The sequence below is a fragment of the Streptomyces sp. NPDC052016 genome, assembly GCF_044548445.1.
In the GTDB taxonomy this organism is placed as follows: Bacteria; Actinomycetota; Actinomycetes; order Streptomycetales; family Streptomycetaceae; genus Streptomyces.
Map to the genome: position 1 here is coordinate 155,882 of NZ_JBIUBX010000013.1, position 19,926 is coordinate 175,807.

Below are 19,926 nucleotides of genomic sequence, written 5' to 3' on the forward strand. Positions count from 1 at the left end.
GGTGATCCCGTGATCGCACGCAGACACCTGGTGGCCCTGGTCATCACGGCCATCCTGGCGGCGGCCGCCGCCTGTCAGGCCGACGAACACGAGCCGGCCGGGCTGCCCGGAGCACCCGCCCCCGCCGCCCGCAGTTTCACCCTCGTGGCCACCGGTGACATCATCCCGCACACCCCCGTCATCGAACGGGCGCGCTTCGACGCCGGGGGCGCCGGTCACGACTTCCGCCCGATGCTCGAGGGCGTCGCCTCCGTCGTCTCCGGCGCCGACCTCGCCCTGTGCCACCTGGAAACCGTCGTCGGCACGAACGGCGGCTACACCGGAGGCCCGCTCTTCAGGTCCCCGCCCGAGATCGCCGACGCGCTCGCCGCCACCGGCTACGACGGCTGCGCCACCGCCTCCACCCACAGCCTCGACGACGGGGCCGCCGGCATCCGCCGCACCCTCGACGCCCTCGACGGCGCCGGCGTACGCCACGCGGGCACCGCCCGCACCGAGGCCGAGGGGACCTCCGTCACCCTCCTGCCCGCGGGGCCCGCGAAGGTCGCCCACCTCTCCTACACCGCCGACACCAACGGCCGCCCGCTGCCCGCGGGGCAGCCCTGGGCCGTCCACCGCATCGACGAGAACCGGATCATGGCCGATGCCAAGGCGGCCCGGGCAGCGGGCGCCGACGTGGTGGTCGTCTCCCTGCACTGGGGCACCCCGTGGCAGGACGCGCCCGACGTCGTCCAGCTCGCCCTCGCCAGGTCCCTCACCGCCTCCCGCACGGACGGCCGTCCCGACATCGACCTCATCCTCGGTACCCGCGCCCGCGTCCCCCAGCCGTACGAGAAGGTCAACGGCACCTGGGTCGTCTACGGCCTCGGCGACCTGGTCACCGGCGAGACGGTGAACAAGCAGCGCCGGCCCGACCCGCGCGGCAACCAGTCCAGCGCCGCCCGCTTCACCTTCGCCGCGCCCGCCCGCCCCGGCGGCCGCTGGCAGGTGACCAAGGCCGCGTTCGTCCCGCAGATGTTCGACATCGACGCCGGCCGGGCGGTGAACCTCAACAAGGCCCTCGCCCAGGGCGCCGACGTCCGGGGCGCACGCGACCGTATCGAAGACGTCGTGCTCAGCCGGGGCGCGGCCAAGGACGGGCTGACGATGGGCGAGTGACGGGTCGCGACGGCCGGCTGACGATGGGCGAGTGACGGGCCGCGACGGCGGCTCCCGACGCGATGCGTATGCTCCCCGCCGAGGGGCGCGAGGGCGCGGGGCGAAGGGTGGCGCGGGGGCGCGGGGCGCGGGGCGAAGGGTAGCGCGGGGGCGCGAGGGTGGCGGGGGTCGCGGCGCCCGCGCGGCGAGGGGTGAAAGAGGCGCGCGGGAGGCGCGCGAGGTGACGCCGCCTGTCCGACGGAGCCATGAGACTCCGGACCGGTCGGTCCGCGGATGGTCGTGAGGGACTTCGGGGCTCCGGATCGGTCGGCTCCCGGATGCGCGAGGGAGCCTTCGGGCTCCGGATCGGTCGGCCCCCGGATGCGCGTGACGGCTGCCGGCTACCCGCCGTCGGCCGGCGACGGCGCCGACGGGCCGGCCGCCGAAGCCGCCGGGAAGAAGCGGGTGTCGCCGGCGCTGGTGCACGGCGGCGTGGCGCCGGAGCTCGCCTGCGGGGAGGTGTGCCGGCTGCTGCCGGGGTCCGGTCGCCGGCTGCGGTCCGACGCCGCCGGCGGCGGCCTGCGGGAGCGACGGGACGGGGAGTCGGCCGTCCCGAACCGCGGTCACGTACCGACCGGCGCCGGAGCGCGTGCCCTCGACCCCCCGTAAGGGGGCGGCGGGGTGCTACGGCACCACCGTCACCGGCCACCTCCCCGCCTTGACCAGCCGCACCGCCACCGACCCCACGATCCGGTGCCCGGCCTGCTCGGAGGCGCCCACCACCACCGCGTCGGCCTTGAGTTCGTCCGCCGCCTTCACCAGGCCGTTGTAGGGGTCACCGCGGAACGTGTGGAACTCCCAGCGGATGTCGAAGGTCCCGCGCATCCGCTCGGTGGCCTCCCGGATCTGCGCCACCAGGTCCTCGGCGATCGCGTCGGTCGTGTCCGCGACCGGTACCCCGAGCGCCGCGCCCGCCGCCATGACCGGTTGCACGTACACGACGGCGAGAAGCGCGCGCTGGCGCCGGGCCAGCCCGGCGGCGTAGGCGGCGGCCCGCAAGGAGGAGTCGGATCCGTCCACCCCGGCCACGATGACCTTGGGGCCGTCCGTACCCCGCTCGAACCGGTACGCGTGCTGTTCCGTCACGATGCCGAGGCTATCGGAACCCGCAGGTCCGGCCCTGCGCGGGCCGCTCGGAGGGCAGGCCGCGCGGAGGAGCGGCGCGTCAGCCCGGCCGGAGGCGACCCGTCGGCGACGCGAGCCCCGGTTGCTGCGCCGGGCGGGTGGATTCGTGCCGCCGCCCCGGTGCCGGCGGGGGGCGTCGGCGGCCTTCCGGGCGACGGATGACTCATGCAGAAGGATCAGTTGTTCACGCGTCGCCGGATGCTCGTCGCCGGCGCCACCGCCGCCGCCGGGGCGGTCGGCACGGCCGGACTGTTCGCCTGGGGAACGGGGGGCCAGCCCGTCCGCGGCCCCGCACCGGCCGCCGGCCCCCCGGTGCACAGCGTCCCGATGGAGGCGTCCGCCTACCGCCTCCATCCGCTCGCCGGGCACGGCCCGCACGGTGCCGTGCCCGCCCGCACCCCCGTGCGGCGCAGGCCGCTGCTGCGGATCTCCGGCCGCGGCCGGACCATGGTGCTGACCTTCGACGACGGTCCCGACCCCCGCTACACCCCCGCCATCCTCGACACCCTCGCCGAGTACGACGTCCGCGCGATGTTCTTCGTGTGCGGGGAGATGGCCGCCTCGTATCCGCACCTGCTGGCCAGGATGGCCGACGCGGGGCACGTCGTCGGCAACCACACATGGTCCCACCCCCTCCTCACCCGGCTCACCCGCCGAAGGATCCGCTCCGAGATGTCCCGCACCAGCGACGTCATCGAGGACACCTACGGCGAGCGGCCGCGCTGGTTCCGCGCCCCCTACGGCGCCTGGAACCGCGCCGCGTTCCAACTCGGCGCCGAACTCGGCATGGAACCGCTGGCCTGGACGCTCGACTCCCTCGACTGGACCACCCCCGGCACCCGCACCATCGTCGACCGGGTGGAGAAGGGCGCCGGCCCCGGCGTCGTGGTGCTCTCGCACGACGCCGGGGGCGACCGCTCGCAGAGCGTGTGGGCACTGCGCGAGTACCTCCCGCGACTCCTGGACTCCGGCTACCACATCTCCGTCCCGTACCGGCGGTACGCGTGACCGGACACCGGGCGGGCACGCCCGCCCGCCCGGAGTCAGCGGACCGCGGCCAGGCGGGCGAAGACCACCACGTTCCCGTCGTATCCGTGCACCTTGGAGAAGCCGCCACCGCAGGTGATCACCCGCAGTTCCGGAGAGCCCTTCGAGGTGTAGACACGGTCGCCGGGGAAGTCGTTCTTGGCGAAGACCTCGACTCCGTAGATCTCGAAGACGGCGGTCTTCCCGTCCTGGCGGACCACCTCGACCTGCTGCCCCTTCTTCAGGGCTCCCAGGCCGTAGAAGACGGCGGGTCCCTGGGTGTTGTCGACATGGCCGACGACGACGGCGGTCCCCTTCTCGCCGGGCGACACGGCGCCGGTGAACCAGCCGGCCAGGTTCGGGTCCTCGGGGGGCGGCGCGGCGACCCAGCCGTCCGTGTCCAGACCGACCGGGACGACCGGGGCGTCCACCTGGATGGCGGAGATCCGCACCCGGTTCGGCACGCCGTGCGGCAGCGGCGCAGGGGCCCGGCCGAGGGCGTCCTGGGCGGCTTGGGCGTCGGCGGCGGCCGCGGAGGCGGGCTGCGGCGGGCCGACGTCGAACTCGCCCGAACCATTCCGGATGAGCGCGAGGCCGGTCAGCAGAACGAGAGCTATCACGCCCCAGGGGGCTCGCTTCTTCGGCCGCTCCTCCTCTTCCGTCATCCCGGACAGCTCGTACCCATACATTCGCCATCCCCTTTCGACGCGGCCGTCGCCACGTCCTTTCGCGCATACCAGAACGCTAAGTCCCGCATCGTCAACCGGCGACGGGACGGAGGCGAACGGGTGGTCCCCGCGTTGATCGGTGCGCCATCCGAGTCGCCGCGGGCAGGAAATTTCCGACGCTCCGTGACCTGCGGCGATATCCCATGGTGAGCTGTTCGCCCGGCGTGTCGCCTCACCGGGACGGACCATTCCCGAAATGCGGGCCTGCGCAGGGCATCTGAGGGTCGTTCCGGAAGGCGTTTGCTCGCCGACATGCCGGGGACGGGCCCCGGGGCGCCTTCCGCGGAGGATCACATGAGAAACCCACGTGCCCTGGCGGCCGCAGCCACCGCGGTCGCCGTCCTCGGGCTCACCGCCCCCGTGACCGTCGCGGACGGCATGCCCAGTCCGGGCAGCCTGAGCGACAACGGCTTCGGTGGCAACGGCGACAACGGCGGAGGCCGGCCCGGCAACGACTCCGGCGGCAACGGTCACAACGGCGGGGGCCGCCCGGGGAACGACTTCGGCGGCAACGGCAACGGAAACGGCCACGGAAACGGGAACGGTAACGGATTCGGCGGTAACGGTAACGGCAACGGCAACGGCTACGGAGGCAACGGGAACGGTAACAACGCCGGTGGCAACGGAAATGACAACGGCCACGGCAATGGGAACGGTAACGGCAACGGCAACAATGCCGGCGGCAATGGCAACAACGGCCACGGCAACGGCAATGGGAACGGCAACGGCAACGGATTCGGTGGTAACGGGAACGGCAACGGCAACGGCTTCGGAGGCAACGGAGACGGAAACGGGAACGGCAACGGCTACGGAGGCAATGGGAACGGCAACGGGAACGGTAACGGGAACGGATTCGGCGGCAACGGGAACGGGAACGGAAACGGATTCGGCGGGAACGGGAACGGCCACGGGAACGGGAACGGCAACAACGCCGGTGGCAACGGGAACGACAACGGCCACGGGAACGGCAACAACGCCGGTGGCAACGGGAACGACAACGGCCACGGGAACGGGAACGGCAACAACGCCGGTGGCAACGGGAACGACAACGGCCACGGGAACGGGAACGGCAACAACGCCGGTGGCAACGGTAACGGCCACGGGAACGGCAACAACGCCGGTGGCAACGGGAATGGAAACGGCCACGGGAACGGCAACGGCAACAACGCAGGCGGCAACGGCAACGGCGGCGGGGGCCGCCCGGGCAACAACGCCGGTGGCAACGGGAACGGCAACCACAACGGGGGCGGCAACGGCAACAACTTCGGTGGCAACGGCGGCAACAACCACTTCGGCCCGAGCAACATCGCCGCCCTGCCCAACATCGTCGCCCGCGGCGGTCAGCTGACCGTCAGCGTCGACGGCTGCCGCAACGGCGGGACCATGAGCTCGGACTCCTTCCGCACGGTCAGCCTGAGGGCGGCAGGCTCCGGCGGGAGCGCGAGGGGTACCACCACGGTCAGCACCAACGCCGGCCCGGGTTCGCACAGCATCACGGTCAACTGCGGCGGCCGGACCCTCACCAACCCGACCGCCTTCACCGTCCTCGGCGGTGTCCGCGGTGGTCTCGGAGGCAGCAGCACCAGCGGTGCCACGCCGATCGACATGGCCATCGGCGGCGGACTCGTCGCCACGGCCGTCCTCGGCGGGGGAGTGTTCTGGTTGCGCCGCCGCGCCGAGTGCCGCGCCTGAGCCCGGCTCCATGGGGTGCCCCTACGACAGCGCGTACGCCACACGCAGGTCTTCGCCACGGTCGCTTTCCGCGGACCGGGGCGAAGACCTGCCATGCCGCCGTTCCGGGGGCCGGCGTCAGCCCTTGATGCCCGGGAAGAGGGCCAGGAAGGGCTCGGTGGTCGCGGTGATGCCCCGGCTGTACGGCGCGTCGAAGTCCCAGATCAGGAAGAGCAGGAAGGCGATCAGCGCGGAGAAGAGTCCCGCCAGGATCAGCTCACGGCTGGTGCGCCGGATCTGGAGCGCGAAGACCATGCCGACGGTGATGACGGCCCCGGCGATCAGACCGAACCACACCACCCCGGGCATGGTGGGGTCGACGGAGCCGGCGCGGGCGTTGCGCGCCTGGTCGGCGGCGCTCATCTGGTCCAGGAGCGGCTGGTAGGCCTGCGCCTCGAAGTCGGACTTCGGCTCGTAGTCGGTGAGGTCCACGCGCAGTTTCCGCAGGAGTGCGTCCCCCCGCTCGGTCACCCGGCCCTCGTCGGCCATCGCCTTCCACTCGGTGCTGACGACGTGTCCGACATAGGCGTTGACATCCGCCCGAATGCGGTCGCGCACGTCCGGCGGGTACACCCGCACCCGCTCCGAGATCTCGTGCAGCGCCTGGGCCTCCGTCTGGACGTGGTCCTGGGCGACGCCACGGGCCTCCCAGACCCCGGCGATGGCCAGGCCCAGGACGATGGCGTACACCACACCGATCCACATGGTCATGTACTCGATGACGTCAGGGGTCTCGGAGGGGTCCTCGTCGTCGGCCGCCCTGCGGTGCCGGACCAGGGTGATGACGACCACCACCGCGCAGGCGGCGAGCATTGCGAGGGTGAGAACAAGCCATTCCGGCAAGGGATGCCTCCAGGATCGGCGCTAGCGCGGCCGCAGCGCGGCGACGGCGACCACCGCGGGCGCGGTGATGAGCAGGACGTAGGTGACCGGTGAGGGGCCACCGCGGGTGGGGTGCCGGCGCGGCGGCGCGTGGTACGCGGGGTAGTGCACGGGGGTGACGGAAGGACGTGGTGTGGGTTTCGGCGGCGTCGGGGTGGGCGCCGGAGGCGGAGCCGGTGCGGGCGGCGGCGGGGGGAGCGGTGCCACGCGCCGGGGCGGTGCGGGGGCGGGTGGCGGCGGAGGCGGTGGGAGAGGCCTCGCGGGGGGCTTCGGTACGGGGGCCGGGCTCGGCGGGGGCTCAGGAGCGGGCGTGGGCGTCGGTTTCGGCGGCGGCGGCGTGGGCGTCGGCTCGGGCGGGGGCTTCGGCTTCGGCGGTGTGGGGGTCGGCGTGGGCGTCGGTGTCGGTACCGGGCACTGGGGCGGCGTCGGCCACGGGGACTTCCCCGCGACCGCGATCGCCTCGGTTCCGTCCGGGCCCGTCGAGGCGTACGCGCAGGCGTCGGCCACGGCCACCCCGGCCGGCGCGGCCGCGAGGATCCACGCCGCGGTCACCAGGGCCAACCCTCGTGCGACAAGGGCCGATCGGGTCGTTTCGGGTCCATGCACGACGGAGATCATGGGGCTTTCCACCAGCGCGTACGGCCGCGCGCGGGGGTGAATGCCCCGAAGGGGGGAAGTCCCGCTCCGGCGGTTTGGCCCGCGGGCGTTCGTGCGTCCGGCCCGCCGTACGCGTGTGCGAGCGGAGTGGTGTGGAGCGAACCCGTCACAGGCGCCGGAAAGATTTTTTGTGCCGCGTTTGAACGCAACGCCCACCGGCATGCGTACCCATGGCCGTGCGGCGGCGCAGCAGGGCGCTGCAACACCCTTGTGATGATCGGGGAGTTGTTGACGATGAAGACCTCCTGGCGGAGCGCCTCACTCGTGGCGAGCGCTGTGTCCGTTCTGGCGCTGACGACGGCGTGCGGTCAGGAAAGCGGTACGTCGAACGCCAGCCAGAACGTGGGGGTCACGGCCCCGGCCGGCACCGTCGCGGGTGTGGGCAGCGGCACCGGCGGGGTCGGCGCCGGCGTCGGCGCGGGCGCCACCCCGGCGGCGACGGGCGGTGCCGGGGCCGGCACCCAGACCGGCGCCGGCCAGCTGTCCGTCTCCGCCAACGCGGAGCTCGGCAAGGTGCTGATCGACGCCAACGGCATGACCCTGTACCGCTTCGACGCGGACACCGCGGAACCGCCCAAGTCGAACTGCGACGGCGACTGCGCGAAGACCTGGCCGCCCGTGCCCGCCGACGACGCCACCGCGGGCGACGGCATCGACAAGTCGCTGCTCGGCGAGGTCACCCGGACCGACGGCACCAAGCAGCTGACCGTCGACGGCTGGCCGGTCTACCGCTACGCCAAGGACACCAACGCCGGTGACGCCAACGGCCAGGGCGTGGGCGGCAAGTGGTTCGCGCTCGCCCCCGACGGCAAGAAGGCGAAGGCGGCGTCCGACCTGCCCGGGCTGTCCGTCCGCAAGGACCCCAACCTCGGTGAGATCGTCGTCGACAAGAACGGCATGACGGTCTACCGCTTCCTCAAGGACAAGGCCTGGCCCGATCCGGTGTCGAACTGCAACGGCGCCTGCCTGGAGAAGTGGCCGGCCGTGGCCCCGGTCGCCACGAACGACACCGAGGGCGTCCAGAAGAAGGGCCTGATGAGCTTCACCCGGTCCGACGGCAAAAAGCAGATGACGGTCAACTGCTCGCCGATCTACACCTTCTCCGGTGACAAGGCGCCGGGGGACATCAACGGTCAGGGCGTGGGCGGTCAGTGGTACGCCGTGGCCCCCGACGGAAAGCTGGTCGGCGCGCCCGAGCAGTAGAGATCGCCTCCCCAGGGCTGATCCCCGCAAGCTGCGACGGCACGTACGACCCCCGGTCCGCCCCCTCCGCGCCGCACGGAGGGGGCGGACCGCTGTGCTGTCGGCGACGCCGTCCTTCGGGTACTTTTCGTGCTCCCCTTCGGGGAAGCCAATCCGGCACGTTCCGCAGGCAGTGACCGGGAACGGACGGTCAATTTCCGTTTCCACTCGCCCGTTTGGCGGGCGATCAGTAGCCTCTGCTCGAACACCGGATCGCCTACGCCTTGGAGAGAGACAGATGGAGCGTCCCGCCTGGGCCCCACGGAGCATCGACGTCTCCGTGCCCAGTGTCTCGCGGATCTACGACTACTACCTGGGCGGTTCGCACAACTTCGAGGTCGACCGGGAAGCGGCCCGCAGGGCCATGGAGTTCATGCCGGGACTCCCGAAGATCATGCAGGCGAACAGGGCGTTCATGCGTCGCGCGGTGCGCTACGCGGCCGGTGAGGGCATCACCCAGTTCCTCGACGTCGGCTCGGGCATCCCGACCTTCGGCAACGTCCACGAGGTGGCCCAGGCGGTCAGCCCCGGCGCCCGGGTCGTCTACGTCGACCACGACCCCGTCGCCGTCGCGCACAGCCAGGCCGTGCTCGCGGGCAACGAGGACGCCGACGTCGTCGCCGCCGACCTGCGCAAGCCGCAGGAGATCCTGACGAGCCCGCAGGTGGAACAACTCCTCGACCTGGACCGGCCGGTGGCTCTGCTCCTCGTTGCCATACTGCATTTCGTGGAGGACGAGGACGACCCGTACGCGGCGGTGGCCGAGCTGAGTGCCGCGCTCGCGCCCGGCAGCCTGCTCGTGCTCACGCACGCCTCGTACGAGGGAATCCCGCTGCCGGCCCGGAGGGCGGAGGGCGCGGTGAACGTGTACAAGGACATTCGCAACCCGCTGATCATGCGCTCGCGTGACGAGATCGCGCGGTTCTTCGAGGGGTACGACATGGTGGAACCGGGACTGGTGCCGATGCCGCACTGGCGGCCGGAGACGGCGCCGGAGGACGAGGATCCCTATGCCTTCTCCGGGTTCGCGGGCGTGGGGCGTACTTCGTGACCGCCGTGCCGGACGGGCCGGAGGACAGACTGCGGAGGTTCGCGACGATCTGGAGCCGGGCGGTCTTCCCGGTGACCTCGACGTCGCTGACCCGGCCGGAGTTCGAGGAACGACTCCTGCCGCTGGCCCGGCGGCTGAGCGAGGCACTACTGGCCAGGACGTTCGACGCCGAGGCCGGCAAGGAGGTCGGGGCCGCGCTGGTCGGCGCGCACTGCACCGACCCGGACGCGCTCAGCCGCAGCCTGGACTGCGTCGACGCCTACCTCGTCCTCTACTGCGGCGAGGACGGCCCCCAGGAGGACCTGCGCACGCGCTGCTCCCGGCTCCAGCACGCCATGGCCGCCGGATACGCGCAGGCGCTGCGCGAGCGCACGCTCGCCGAGCAGGAGGCCATCGCCCAGGCCGCGTTGCGGGCGCAGGGCGTGGTGGCGCAGGCGCTGCACGCGAGCGAGGCCCGCTTCCGCGCGGTCTTCGAGGGCGCCGCCATAGGCATCGGCATCGCCGACCTGGACGGCAACGTGCTCCAGGTCAACGGGGCGATGCTGCGCATGTTCGGCGGCGGCGAGCAGACGGTCCGCGGCCGCAACGTCCGCGAGTGGACCCACGCCGAGGACGCGCCCCAGGTCTGGCGGCTCTACGACGAGCTGGTGCGCGGCGAACGCGAGCACTACCACGTGGAGAAGGCGTTCTACCGCCCTGACGGAACGGTCCTGTGGACCAACCTGACGGTCTCCCTGCTCCGCGACGCGGACGGCGACCCGCAGTACCAGCTGGCCCTCATGGAGGACACCACCGAGCGACGCCTGCTCAACCTGCGGCTGCGCTACGAGGCCACCCACGACGCCCTCACCGGCCTGCCCAACCGCACCCTGTTCTTCGAACGCCTGGAGAAGGTGCTGGCCGCCGGCGAGAACCAGCGCTTCGGCCTGTGCTACCTCGACCTGGACGGCTTCAAGACCATCAACGACAGCCTCGGCCACGCGGCCGGCGACCGGCTGCTCGTCGAGGTCGCCGACCGGCTCCAGTCCTGCGCCACGGCGCCGGGCGAGATGGTCGCCCGGCTCGGCGGTGACGAGTTCGTGGCGCTGACCACCGGTCCCGACACCCACCGCGAGGTCGACGAGCTCGCCGCGCGCATCATGAACGCCCTGGTGGCGCCGGTGCGCATCGACGGCCGGGAGCTGACCGTGCGCGGCAGCATCGGCATCGTGGAGGGCGCGGCGGGGGAGCGCAGCGCGGCCGAGGTGCTGCGCAGCGCCGACATCACCATGTACCGGGCGAAGTCGGCGGGCGGCAACCGCTTCGAGCTTGCCGACGCCGAGGCCGACGCCCGCGCGATCACCCGGCACGGCCTGACGACCGCCCTGCCGGCCGCCCTGGAGAGGGGCGAGTTCTTCATCGAGTACCAGCCCCTCGTCCACCTGGGCGACGGCAGTGTGCGCGGCGCGGAGGCCCTGGTGCGCTGGCTGCACCCGCAGCACGGGGTCCTCGGCCCCGACCGGTTCATCCCGCTCGCCGAGCACACCGGGCTGATCGTGCCGCTGGGCCGCTGGGTGCTGGAGCAGTCGGTGCGCCAAGCCCGCTCGTGGCGAGAACGCAGGGGGGACACCAGCCCGCTGCGCATCAACGTCAACCTCTCCCCGTGCCAGCTCACCCACCCCGGTCTGGTGCAGGACACCGTCGACATCCTGGAGCGCGCCGGCGTCGAGCCCGACGCCCTGTGCCTGGAGGTCACCGAGTCGGCCCTGATCGGCGCGGACGACGACCTGCTCAAGCCGCTGCGCCGGCTCGCCGAGATGGGCGTCGACATCGCCCTGGACGACTTCGGCACCGGCTACTCCAACCTCGCCAACCTGCGCCGGCTGCCGGTGAGCGTGCTCAAGCTGGATCGGTCCTTCACCCGGAGCATGCAGCAGTTCCCCGCCGACCCCGTGGACCTCAAGATCGTCGAGGGGATCGTCTCCCTGGCCCACAGCCTCGACCTCGCGGTGACCGTGGAGGGCGTCGAGACCGGCGCCCAGGCCGAGCAGCTGCGGATACTGGGCTGCGACACGGCCCAGGGCTGGTACTACGCCCGCCCGGGCCCGCCGGACCGCCTGCACCAGCTGGCGCTGGTGGACGCGACAGGCTGACCACGGGGGCGGGCGTACCCCCGGCCCCGATGAGCCGTCGCCCCACCGCTTCCTACGCTCTCCCGCGGCCGCCCCTCCTGAGGGGCGTGGGCCGCCCTGAGGGGCGCGGGGAACGGCGCGACCGGCCACGACGGCGCCGCGCCCCCGAACGGCGCGCGCCGGGACGGCGATGACGGGCACCGCACCCCGCTTCACCGCGCGAGCAGCGTCCACTGCACGTCCCGCGCGGCATGGCCGGTACTCCTCGGCGGTGCGGGGGACGGCGCCCTGAGGGGCGCGGGGAACGGCGCGACCGGCCACGACGGCGCCGCGCCCCCGAACGGCGCGCGCCGGGACGGCGATGACGGGCACCGCACCCCGCTTCACCGCGCGAGCAGCGTCCACTGCACGTCCCGCGCGGCATGGCCGGTGCTCCTCGGCGGGGCGGGGGACGGCGCCCAGAGGGGCGCGGGGAACGGCGCGACCGGCCACGACGGCGCCGCGCCCCCGAACGGCGGGCACGTGGACGGCGACGACGGGCACCGCCCCCCCGTCTCACTGCTCGGGCAGCATCCACTGCAGCTCCCGGCGTCCTGCCGCGGCCGCCTTTCCTGAAAGGCGTGGGGAAGTGCGCCCTAAGGGGCGCGGGGAACGGCGCGACCGGCCACGACGGCGCCGCGCCCCCGAACGGCGGGCACGTGGACGGCGACGACGGGCACCGCCCCCCGCCTCACCGCTCCAGCAGCATCCGCTGCAGCTCCCGCGCGGCCCGAGGCGGAGCCGCATCGCTGCGGTGGGCCAGCGCGATCGTGCGGTTCAGTCCGGGCCGGGCCAGCGGGGTGACCCGCAGCCCGCGCCCCGACCGCGCGGCGACCATGCGCGGGACGACGGCGACCCCCAGCCCCGCCCGCACGAACCCCAGCACCGCGTCCATCTCGCCGCCCTCGACCGCGAAGTCCGGCTCGAAGCCTTCGGCGCGGCACGCGGCCACGGTGAGTTCCCGCAGGTCGTAGCCGTGGCGGAACATCACCAGGCGTTCGCCCTCCAGGTCGGCGACGTGCACCGTGCGCCGGCCCTGACCCGGCCGCGGAGCCTCCGGGGAGGACACCACCACCAGGTCCTCCCGCAGCAGCTCCACCGTCGTCAGCGCGGGGGAGGGCGTGGGCAGCGGCAGCACGACCAGGGCGAGATCCAGCGCGCCGCGGGCCAGCTCGCGGACCAGGTCGTGGGAGCCGCCCTCCTCGATCAGCAGCCGGATGCCCGGGTAGCGGTCGTGGAAGGCGCGCAGGACGTCCGGCAGCAGGCCCGTGCACAGACTCGGCGTCGCGCCGAGCCGTACCCGGCCGCTGCGCAACTGCACGAGCTCCTGCACCTCGTACCGGGCCGTCTCCGTGTCCGCCAGGATGCGCCGGGCCAGCGGCAGCAGCGCCTCGCCCGCGTCGGTGAGGGTGATGTTGCCGCGCGCCCGCAGGAACAGATCCGCCCCCAACTCCCGCTCCAGCGCCTTGATCTGCTGCGACAGGGACGGCTGCGCGACGTGCACGAGCTCGGCGGCGCGGGTGAAGTGGCGGGTCTCGGCCACCGCCACGAAGTACTGGAGCTGCTGGAACTGCATACCGCCAGGATAGGGGTGCCGATAGGAACCATCTATCGAAACGAGCCGGACCATGTCTTGGACTGATGGGGTCCGCGGGACCTAGCGTCGTGTGCCATGGCTCTGGCAACGCGGACGGACCGACGGCCGTCGATGGCGCGCACCGTGTGGGACTCCTCCGTCGGCAAGAAGACAGTGATGGCCGTCAGCGGCCTGATCATGCTGCTGTACCTGGTCGCCCACATGATCGGCAACCTGAAGATCTTCTTCGGGCCGGGCGAGTTCAACCACTACGCGCACTGGCTGCGCACGGTCGGCGAACCGTTCATGCACTACGAGTGGACCCTGTGGCTGATCCGCGTCGTGCTGGTCGTCGCCGTGGTCGCCCACGCCACCTCCGCGTACCAGCTCAGCCGCCGCGACATCAGGGCGCGCCCGAGCAAGTACGTCCACAAGAAGCCCAGGGCGAGCTACGCGACCCGCACCATGCGCTGGGGCGGGATCATCCTCGCCCTGTTCATCGTCTGGCACATCCTGGACCTGACGACCGGCACCGCGCACCCCGGCGGCTTCCAGGCGGGCCACCCGTACCAGAACGTCGTGGACACCTTCTCCACCTGGTACGGCAACGTCGTCTACATCGCCGCGGTGCTCGCCCTGGGCCTGCACATCCGCCACGGCTTCTGGAGCGCCGCCCAGACCCTCGGCGCCGGCAGCCGCACCCGCGACCGCGCCCTGAAGACCGTCGCCAACGTCCTCGCGCTGCTGCTCACGGCCGGTTTCATCGCCGTGCCCGTGGGCGTCATGACCGGAGTGGTGAGCTGAAGATGACCTACACCGACTACACGACCGGCGAACCCGCCGTCGACACCAAGGCCCCGTCCGGCCCGGTCCACGAGCGCTGGGACAAGCGCCGTTTCGAGGCCAAGCTGGTCAACCCGGCCAACCGGCGCAAGCACACGGTCATCGTCGTGGGCACCGGCCTCGCCGGCGGCTCCGCCGGCGCCACCCTCGCCGAACAGGGCTACCACGTCGTCCAGTTCTGCTACCAGGACTCCCCGCGCCGCGCCCACTCGATCGCCGCGCAGGGCGGCATCAACGCGGCGAAGAACTACCGCAACGACGGCGACTCCGTCCACCGCCTGTTCTACGACACCGTCAAGGGCGGCGACTTCCGCGCGCGCGAGTCCAACGTCCACCGCCTCGCCCAGATCTCCGTCGAGATCATCGACCAGTGCGTGGCGCAGGGCGTGCCCTTCGCCCGCGAGTACGGCGGCCTGCTCGACACCCGCTCCTTCGGCGGCGTCCAGGTGTCGCGCACGTTCTACGCCCGCGGCCAGACGGGCCAGCAGCTCCTGCTCGGCGCCTACCAGGCGCTGTCCCGGCAGATCGCGGCCGGGAACATCGAGATGCACCCGCGCACCGAGATGCTCGACCTGATCGTCGTGGACGGGCGGGCCCGCGGGATCGTGGCCCGGGACCTGATCACCGGGAAGATCGACACCTACTTCGCGGACGCGGTCGTCCTGGCGAGCGGCGGCTACGGCAACGTCTTCTACCTGTCGACGAACGCCATGAACTCCAACGCCACCGCCGTCTGGCGGGCCCACCGGCGCGGAGCCTGGTTCGCCAACCCGTGCTTCACCCAGATCCACCCGACCTGCATCCCGCGCACCGGCGACCACCAGTCCAAGCTGACGCTGATGAGCGAGTCCCTGCGCAACGACGGCCGGATCTGGGTGCCGAAGGCGAAGGGCGACACCCGCCCGGCGCACCAGATCCCCGAGGACGAGCGCGACTACTACCTGGAGCGCATCTACCCGTCCTTCGGCAACCTGGTCCCGCGCGACATCGCCTCCCGCGCCGCGAAGAACGTGTGCGACGAGGGGCGGGGCGTCGGCCCCGGTGGGCAGGGCGTGTACCTCGACTTCGCGGACGCCATCAAGCGGATGGGCCGCAAGGCCGTCGAGGCCAAGTACGGCAACCTCTTCGACATGTATCAGCGGATCACCGACGAGGATCCGTACGAGGTGCCGATGCGGATCTACCCGGCCGTGCACTACACGATGGGCGGCCTGTGGGTCGACTACGACCTGCAGACCACCGTCCCCGGCCTGTTCGCGATCGGCGAGGCCAACTTCTCCGACCACGGCGCCAACCGGCTCGGCGCGTCCGCGCTGATGCAGGGCCTGGCCGACGGCTACTTCGTCCTCCCGGCCACGATCAACGACTACCTCGCCCGCAACCCGCACCAGGGCGAGGTCACCGACGACCACCCGGTCGTGCAGGAGGCGCTGGCGGAGACCCATGACCGCCTCAACCTGCTGCTGTCCGTCGACGGCGACCGCACCCCGGACTCCTTCCACCGCGAGGTCGGCGAACTGATGTGGGAGTTCTGCGGCATGGCCCGCACGGACTCCGGACTGCGCAAGGCACTCGAGCGCATCCCGCAGATCCGCGAGGAGTTCTGGCGGCGCATCAAGGTGCCCGGTACCGGAGAGGAGTTCAACCAGTCCCTGGAGAAGGCGAACCGCGTCGTCGACTACCTGGAGCTGGCCGAGCTGATGTGCCTCGACGCCCTGCACCGCTCCGAGTCCTGCGGCGGCCACTTCCGCGAGGAGTCGCAGACCCCCGACGGCGAGGCAGCCCGCAAGGACGAGGAGTTCTCGTACGCGGCCGCCTGGGAGTTCACCGCCACCGGCGAGGCCCCTGTCCTGCACAAGGAAGACCTGGTCTTCGAGTACGTCCACCCCACCCAGCGGAGCTACGCATGAAGCTCACCCTGCGCGTCTGGCGGCAGAAGAACGCCGACGCCGACGGCACCATGTCCACGTACGAGGTGGACGGCATCTCACCCGACATGTCCTTCCTGGAGATGCTCGACACCCTCAACGAGGAGCTCATCCTCAAGGGCGAGGACCCGGTCGCCTTCGACCACGACTGCCGTGAGGGCATCTGCGGCGCGTGCTCGCTCGTCATCAACGGCGACGCGCACGGCCCCGAGCGCACCACCACCTGCCAGCTGCACATGCGGTCCTTCCGGGACGGCGACACGATCGACGTCGAGCCGTGGCGGGCGTCGGCGTTCCCCGTGATCAAGGACCTGGTCGTCGACCGGTCGGCCTTCGACCGGATCATCCAGGCCGGCGGCTACATCACCGCCCCGACGGGCGCCGCGCCGGAGGCGCACGCCACGCCGGTGCCCAAGCCGGACGCCGACTTCGCCTTCGAGCACGCGGAGTGCATCGGGTGCGGGGCGTGCGTGGCCGCGTGCCCGAACGGCGCGGCGATGCTCTTCACCTCCGCCAAGGTGAACCACCTGAACGTCCTGCCGCAGGGCGCGCCCGAGCGGGAGACCCGGGTGCTGGACATGGTGGCGCAGATGGACGAGGAGGGATTCGGCGGGTGCACGCTGACGGGCGAGTGCGCGACCGCCTGCCCGAAGGGCATTCCCCTGATGTCCATCACCGGCATGAACAAGGAGTGGCTGCGGGCCACCCGGAAGGTGAAGCGGTAGCGCGGAACACCACCGAGCGGTAGCGCGCGGAACGCCACCAGGCGGTGGCGCGGTGGGCGGCTGCCGTGCCTTCCCGGCGGGGCGCGCCCCCGCTGCCCAGCCGCCCGTCGGTACAGCCCCGCGCCCGCCGCGGGCGGGATCACCGGACGTTCGCCGAGAGGGCGAGCGGGCGGGGCCGGGAGTGGTGCTCATCCCCGGCCCCGTCTGGTTCTCCGGCCCTCGGTACCCTGCGCGCATGATCTTTGGACGCAAGGGGAGGGAGCGGTTGCTCGACGCCCTCACCGGATTCGAGACCGCTGTCCGTGAGCAGCACGCCGACCGTGCCGAGAGCGCCTACCAGGCGATGTACCGCGGCTTCCAGCAGGCGACGGACGAGGAGGCCCGGCAGGCCGGTCCGCGCCTGGCCGCGCTGCTGCCGCAGGTGCCGCCCGGGCCCGACGGCATCATCGCCGTGATGACCGGCGCCTGCGTGGAACGCGGCGCCGACGCGTCGCGGTGCGCGCCGTACGTCCTCGACGGGCTCGCCGAGGCGCTCGACGCGGCCGGCGAGTTCTGCGCGGCCTGGGCGGAGAGCGGGGGCGGTGACCTCCCCGATCCCGAGGCCGACGCGCTGGACGACGCCGTCCTCGACCGGGTCGGGCCGCGGGCGGCCGCGGCCTGGTGGACGCTGCCCCAGTGGGAGATGGCGTCCGTGGCGATGCTCAACCACGCCTCGGTGCGCACCGGAGCGGGCGCCGAGCGCCGCACCCGGCTGCTGGACGCCCTGCGCGTCGTGCAGGAGGGGTCCGGGCACGAGTTCAAGTGCCTGTGGTACGCCCTGCTGGTGCTGGACGAGGAGCCGCTGGTGGTGCTGCACCGGCCCACCGGCACCGGCTACGCGCTGCGCATGAGCGGCATCGGGGACAACTTCCAGCTCCACACCCTGCTCGCCGACGTCCTCGTGGGCGGCGGACACGTCCCCGGCCGGGCCCCGTCCGCGCAGGAGGCCGCCGTCTGCCGCAGCGCGCCCGGCCAGGTGCCGACCACCGGCTCCTTCAACCTCCTCGCGCCGGACGGAACATGGGTGTGGAACGAGGGAACCCCCACCGACATCCCCGTCGTCGACGGCGTACGACTGCTGGTCCTCGACCCGCCGCCGTACGAGCGGGGCTGGCCGGCGGGACGGTTCTTCCCCCACATGACGGGCGACCTCGTCCTGGAGCGCGTGCTCGGCGAGGAGGAGACACGGAGCCTGCTGGCGGGCTGCGCGGCCGCCGAGTGAACGGCGGCGCACGTCCCGGCTGACGGACCGGGCACCGGGACATGGACGGCCGGAGGCGCTCCGTGCCGTTCAACATCCCCACATCGGCTCTCCTGGCACAGGTCACGTACACGCCAACCGGCGTCGGAAGAACAGGGGCGAGGGGCCGGACCTGACCGGCCCACCGGGTGCCGTCCCCGTATCCGGCCCGTGACCAGGAGAGAGCCATGCCCGGAGCTTCCACCCTCGACCGTCCCCCGCAGAGCGTCGCGCCGACCCGGTACACCGTCACCCTGGCCCGTGAGGAGGCGGACGTGCGAGCCGCGCAGCGGCTGCGGCACGACGTCTTCGCCGGGGAGATGGGCGCCCTGGTCAGGTCCGCACAGCCCGGCCTCGACGTCGACCCCTTCGACGCGTACTGCGACCACCTGCTGGTGCGCGACGCCGGCACCGGACAGGTCGTCGGCACCTACCGGCTGCTGCCCCCGGAGCGCGCCGCCGTCGCCGGGCGGCTGTACTCGGAGAGCGAGTTCGACCTGTCACGACTGGACGGGATCCGGCCCGGGCTCGTCGAGGTCGGCCGCTCCTGCGTCCACCCCGACCACCGCGACGGCGCCGTCATCGGCCTCATCTGGGCCGGCATCGCGCGCTACATGGTGGACCGCGGCCACGAGTGGCTGGCCGGCTGCTGCTCCGTCCCGCTCGCCGACGGCGGCGCCCTCGCGGCCGGCACCTGGAACCGGGTGCGCGAGAAGAACCTGGCGCCGCAGGAGTTCCGGGTACGGCCGCTGCTTCCGTGGGCGCCGCCGACGGACCTGACGGTGCCCGCCCGCACGGAGCTGCCCGCCCTGCTGCGCGGCTACCTGCGCCTGGGCGCCTGGGTCTGCGGCGAGCCCGCCCACGATCCCGACTTCGGGGTCGCCGACCTGTACGTGCTGCTGTCCATGCGCCGCGTCGACCAGCGCTACCTGCGGCACTTCCTCTCCCTCGTCCCGGCCTGATGAGCGTCTGGCTGCCCGGCGCGCCCTGCACCCCGCGCACGTGCGTGGAACCGACGGGGTCCCGCGCCGCCGTGGCGCGGGCGGTGCTGCGGCTGGCTGCGGTGCTGATGCTCGTCCTCACCGGAGCCCTGCTGTCACCGCTCGGCGGGAGGATCCCGGCCCGGACGGTACGGCGGTGGAGCCGGGCGGTCGTGCGGGCGGCGGGCGTCCGCGTCCGCACGACCGGCGCCGCCGTGCCCGACGGCGGGCTGCTGCTGGTGGCCAACCACATCTCCTGGCTAGACGTCCCGCTGCTCGCCGCCGTCCGCCCGGCCCGCATGCTCGCCAAGACCGAGATACGGCGCTGGCCGGTCGCCGGAGCGCTCGCCGCGCGCGGCGGCGCCCTGTTCATCGACCGCGACCGGCTCCGCGCCCTGCCGGACACGGTCGCCCGGATCGCCGAGGCGCTGCGCGCCGGGCAGGCCGTCGGGGTGTTCCCGGAGGGGAGCACCTGGTGCGGCCGGGCGCAGGGCCGCTTCCGGCGAGCCGTCTTCCAGGCCGCACTGGACGCACGGGTCCCCGTCCAGCCCGTGCGCATCCGTTACCGGTGCGAAGGCGGCGCGGTCAGCACGACGCCCGCCTTCGTCGGCGACGACCCGCTCCTCGCCTCGCTGTGGCGGGTGGCGACGGCACGGGGGCTGGTGGCCGAGGTGGAGGTGCTGCCCCTGATCGCCCCGGACCGCCACGGCGACCGCAGGGCGCTCGCGGCCGCCGCCGGGGAGCCGGTGCTCGGCGGGCGGCGCGCACCGCACACACCGCTGCCGGCGCCGCACGGGACGCCCGCC

The 19,926-nt window shown here is 72.8% G+C and carries 17 protein-coding genes and 2 pseudogenes; 14 read left to right on the top strand and 5 right to left on the bottom strand.

Annotated elements, in window-relative coordinates:
• Window positions 1-9 precede the first annotated feature (9 nt).
• Together ACIHAR_RS18170 and ACIHAR_RS18175 are read left to right on the top strand one after the other, a co-directional pair.
• Window positions 10-1,158 carry a CapA family protein gene (locus ACIHAR_RS18170; RefSeq protein WP_365462436.1) on the top strand — a complete coding sequence of 383 codons (1,149 nt, stop codon included), beginning with the start codon at window positions 10-12 and terminating at the stop codon, window positions 1,156-1,158.
• A 366-nt stretch (window positions 1,159-1,524) separates the two neighbouring features.
• Window positions 1,525-1,806 (top strand): hypothetical protein, encoded by a 282-nt coding sequence (locus tag ACIHAR_RS18175; RefSeq protein WP_400020346.1) that lies wholly within the window; start codon window positions 1,525-1,527, stop codon window positions 1,804-1,806.
• Window positions 1,807-1,821: 15 nt separating this feature from the next.
• Here the strand turns inward: ACIHAR_RS18175 and ACIHAR_RS18180 are convergent, their stop codons facing one another.
• Window positions 1,822-2,283 carry a universal stress protein gene (locus ACIHAR_RS18180; protein ID WP_365462440.1) on the bottom strand — a complete coding sequence of 154 codons (462 nt, stop codon included), beginning with the start codon at window positions 2,281-2,283 and terminating at the stop codon, window positions 1,822-1,824.
• Between the two features lie 204 nt (window positions 2,284-2,487).
• On the opposite strand from ACIHAR_RS18180, the gene ACIHAR_RS18185 reads away from it, so the two are divergent.
• Window positions 2,488-3,330 carry a polysaccharide deacetylase family protein gene (locus ACIHAR_RS18185; protein WP_400020348.1) on the top strand — a complete coding sequence of 281 codons (843 nt, stop codon included), beginning with the start codon at window positions 2,488-2,490 and terminating at the stop codon, window positions 3,328-3,330.
• Between the two features lie 35 nt (window positions 3,331-3,365).
• Here the strand turns inward: ACIHAR_RS18185 and ACIHAR_RS18190 are convergent, their stop codons facing one another.
• A complete protein-coding gene (locus ACIHAR_RS18190) occupies window positions 3,366-4,037 on the bottom strand; it encodes a class F sortase (protein WP_365462444.1) in 672 nt (223 codons plus the stop codon).
• 1,317 nt (window positions 4,038-5,354) lie between these two features.
• Between ACIHAR_RS18190 and ACIHAR_RS18195 the strand changes: the two are divergent.
• Window positions 5,355-5,768, top strand: a pseudogene (locus ACIHAR_RS18195) (hypothetical protein); the annotation flags it as partial.
• A 117-nt stretch (window positions 5,769-5,885) separates the two neighbouring features.
• On the opposite strand, the gene ACIHAR_RS18200 reads toward ACIHAR_RS18195, so the two are convergent.
• Window positions 5,886-6,650, bottom strand: a complete 765-nt coding sequence (locus ACIHAR_RS18200) for a hypothetical protein (protein WP_365462446.1) — start codon at window positions 6,648-6,650, stop codon at window positions 5,886-5,888.
• A 21-nt stretch (window positions 6,651-6,671) separates the two neighbouring features.
• Window positions 6,672-6,800 carry a hypothetical protein gene (locus ACIHAR_RS18205; protein WP_365462448.1) on the bottom strand — a complete coding sequence of 43 codons (129 nt, stop codon included), beginning with the start codon at window positions 6,798-6,800 and terminating at the stop codon, window positions 6,672-6,674.
• 199 nt (window positions 6,801-6,999) lie between these two features.
• Between ACIHAR_RS18205 and ACIHAR_RS18210 the strand changes: the two genes are divergently transcribed.
• The 4 genes from ACIHAR_RS18210 to ACIHAR_RS18225 all read left to right on the top strand — a co-directional run bounded on the left by ACIHAR_RS18210 (window position 7,000) and on the right by ACIHAR_RS18225 (window position 11,771).
• Entirely contained in the window at window positions 7,000-7,347 is a 348-nt protein-coding gene (locus ACIHAR_RS18210; protein ID WP_400020351.1) for a hypothetical protein, read from the top strand.
• Between the two features lie 233 nt (window positions 7,348-7,580).
• The gene (locus ACIHAR_RS18215; protein WP_365462452.1) at window positions 7,581-8,549 is read left to right on the top strand and encodes an SCO0930 family lipoprotein; all 969 of its coding nucleotides are present in this window, start codon (window positions 7,581-7,583) and stop codon (window positions 8,547-8,549) included.
• A gap of 277 nt (window positions 8,550-8,826) precedes the next feature.
• Window positions 8,827-9,639 carry an SAM-dependent methyltransferase gene (locus tag ACIHAR_RS18220; RefSeq protein ID WP_365462454.1) on the top strand — a complete coding sequence of 271 codons (813 nt, stop codon included), beginning with the start codon at window positions 8,827-8,829 and terminating at the stop codon, window positions 9,637-9,639.
• A complete protein-coding gene (locus tag ACIHAR_RS18225; protein ID WP_365462456.1) occupies window positions 9,636-11,771 on the top strand; it encodes an EAL domain-containing protein in 2,136 nt (711 codons plus the stop codon). Before ACIHAR_RS18220 ends, ACIHAR_RS18225 begins: the two co-directional genes overlap by 4 nt.
• 709 nt (window positions 11,772-12,480) lie before the next feature.
• Here the strand turns inward: ACIHAR_RS18225 and ACIHAR_RS18230 are convergent.
• The gene (locus ACIHAR_RS18230; RefSeq protein ID WP_400020354.1) at window positions 12,481-13,365 is read right to left on the bottom strand and encodes a LysR family transcriptional regulator; all 885 of its coding nucleotides are present in this window, start codon (window positions 13,363-13,365) and stop codon (window positions 12,481-12,483) included.
• Between the two features lie 132 nt (window positions 13,366-13,497).
• On the opposite strand from ACIHAR_RS18230, the gene ACIHAR_RS18235 reads away from it, so the two are divergent.
• From ACIHAR_RS18235 to ACIHAR_RS18260, 6 genes and pseudogenes are all read left to right on the top strand, one after another.
• The gene (locus ACIHAR_RS18235; protein ID WP_365462570.1) at window positions 13,498-14,169 is read left to right on the top strand and encodes a succinate dehydrogenase; all 672 of its coding nucleotides are present in this window, start codon (window positions 13,498-13,500) and stop codon (window positions 14,167-14,169) included.
• Between the two features lie 2 nt (window positions 14,170-14,171).
• Entirely contained in the window at window positions 14,172-16,118 is a 1,947-nt protein-coding gene (locus ACIHAR_RS18240; protein ID WP_365462460.1) for a fumarate reductase/succinate dehydrogenase flavoprotein subunit, read from the top strand.
• Window positions 16,115-16,861: a succinate dehydrogenase/fumarate reductase iron-sulfur subunit gene (locus ACIHAR_RS18245; RefSeq protein WP_365462462.1), complete on the top strand. Its 747-nt coding sequence runs from the start codon at window positions 16,115-16,117 to the stop codon at window positions 16,859-16,861. Before ACIHAR_RS18240 ends, ACIHAR_RS18245 begins: the two co-directional genes overlap by 4 nt.
• A 235-nt stretch (window positions 16,862-17,096) precedes the next feature.
• Entirely contained in the window at window positions 17,097-18,122 is a 1,026-nt protein-coding gene (locus ACIHAR_RS18250) for a hypothetical protein (protein WP_400020356.1), read from the top strand.
• 206 nt (window positions 18,123-18,328) lie between these two features.
• On the top strand, window positions 18,329-19,102 hold the full coding sequence (locus tag ACIHAR_RS18255) for a GNAT family N-acyltransferase (protein ID WP_365462466.1): 774 nt from the start codon (window positions 18,329-18,331) through the stop codon (window positions 19,100-19,102).
• Window positions 19,102-19,890: pseudogene (locus tag ACIHAR_RS18260) on the top strand (lysophospholipid acyltransferase family protein); the annotation flags it as partial. The gene ACIHAR_RS18255 and the pseudogene ACIHAR_RS18260, both read left to right, overlap by 1 nt.
• Between the last annotated feature and the right edge of the window lie 36 nt (window positions 19,891-19,926).

What these genes read in the sequence shown, in the direction of transcription:
- ACIHAR_RS18185 (WP_400020348.1), top strand. Translation starts at nt 2,488, where the DNA reads ATGCAGAAGGATCAGTTGTTCACGCGTCGCCGGATGCTCGTCGCCGGC.
- ACIHAR_RS18190 (WP_365462444.1), bottom strand. Translation starts at nt 4,037, where the DNA reads ATGTATGGGTACGAGCTGTCCGGGATGACGGAAGAGGAGGAGCGGCCG.
- ACIHAR_RS18215 (WP_365462452.1), top strand. Translation starts at nt 7,581, where the DNA reads ATGAAGACCTCCTGGCGGAGCGCCTCACTCGTGGCGAGCGCTGTGTCC.
- ACIHAR_RS18220 (WP_365462454.1), top strand. Translation starts at nt 8,827, where the DNA reads ATGGAGCGTCCCGCCTGGGCCCCACGGAGCATCGACGTCTCCGTGCCC.
- ACIHAR_RS18230 (WP_400020354.1), bottom strand. Translation starts at nt 13,365, where the DNA reads ATGCAGTTCCAGCAGCTCCAGTACTTCGTGGCGGTGGCCGAGACCCGC.
- ACIHAR_RS18235 (WP_365462570.1), top strand. Translation starts at nt 13,498, where the DNA reads ATGGCGCGCACCGTGTGGGACTCCTCCGTCGGCAAGAAGACAGTGATG.
- ACIHAR_RS18240 (WP_365462460.1), top strand. Translation starts at nt 14,172, where the DNA reads ATGACCTACACCGACTACACGACCGGCGAACCCGCCGTCGACACCAAG.
- ACIHAR_RS18245 (WP_365462462.1), top strand. Translation starts at nt 16,115, where the DNA reads ATGAAGCTCACCCTGCGCGTCTGGCGGCAGAAGAACGCCGACGCCGAC.
- ACIHAR_RS18250 (WP_400020356.1), top strand. Translation starts at nt 17,097, where the DNA reads ATGATCTTTGGACGCAAGGGGAGGGAGCGGTTGCTCGACGCCCTCACC.
- ACIHAR_RS18255 (WP_365462466.1), top strand. Translation starts at nt 18,329, where the DNA reads ATGCCCGGAGCTTCCACCCTCGACCGTCCCCCGCAGAGCGTCGCGCCG.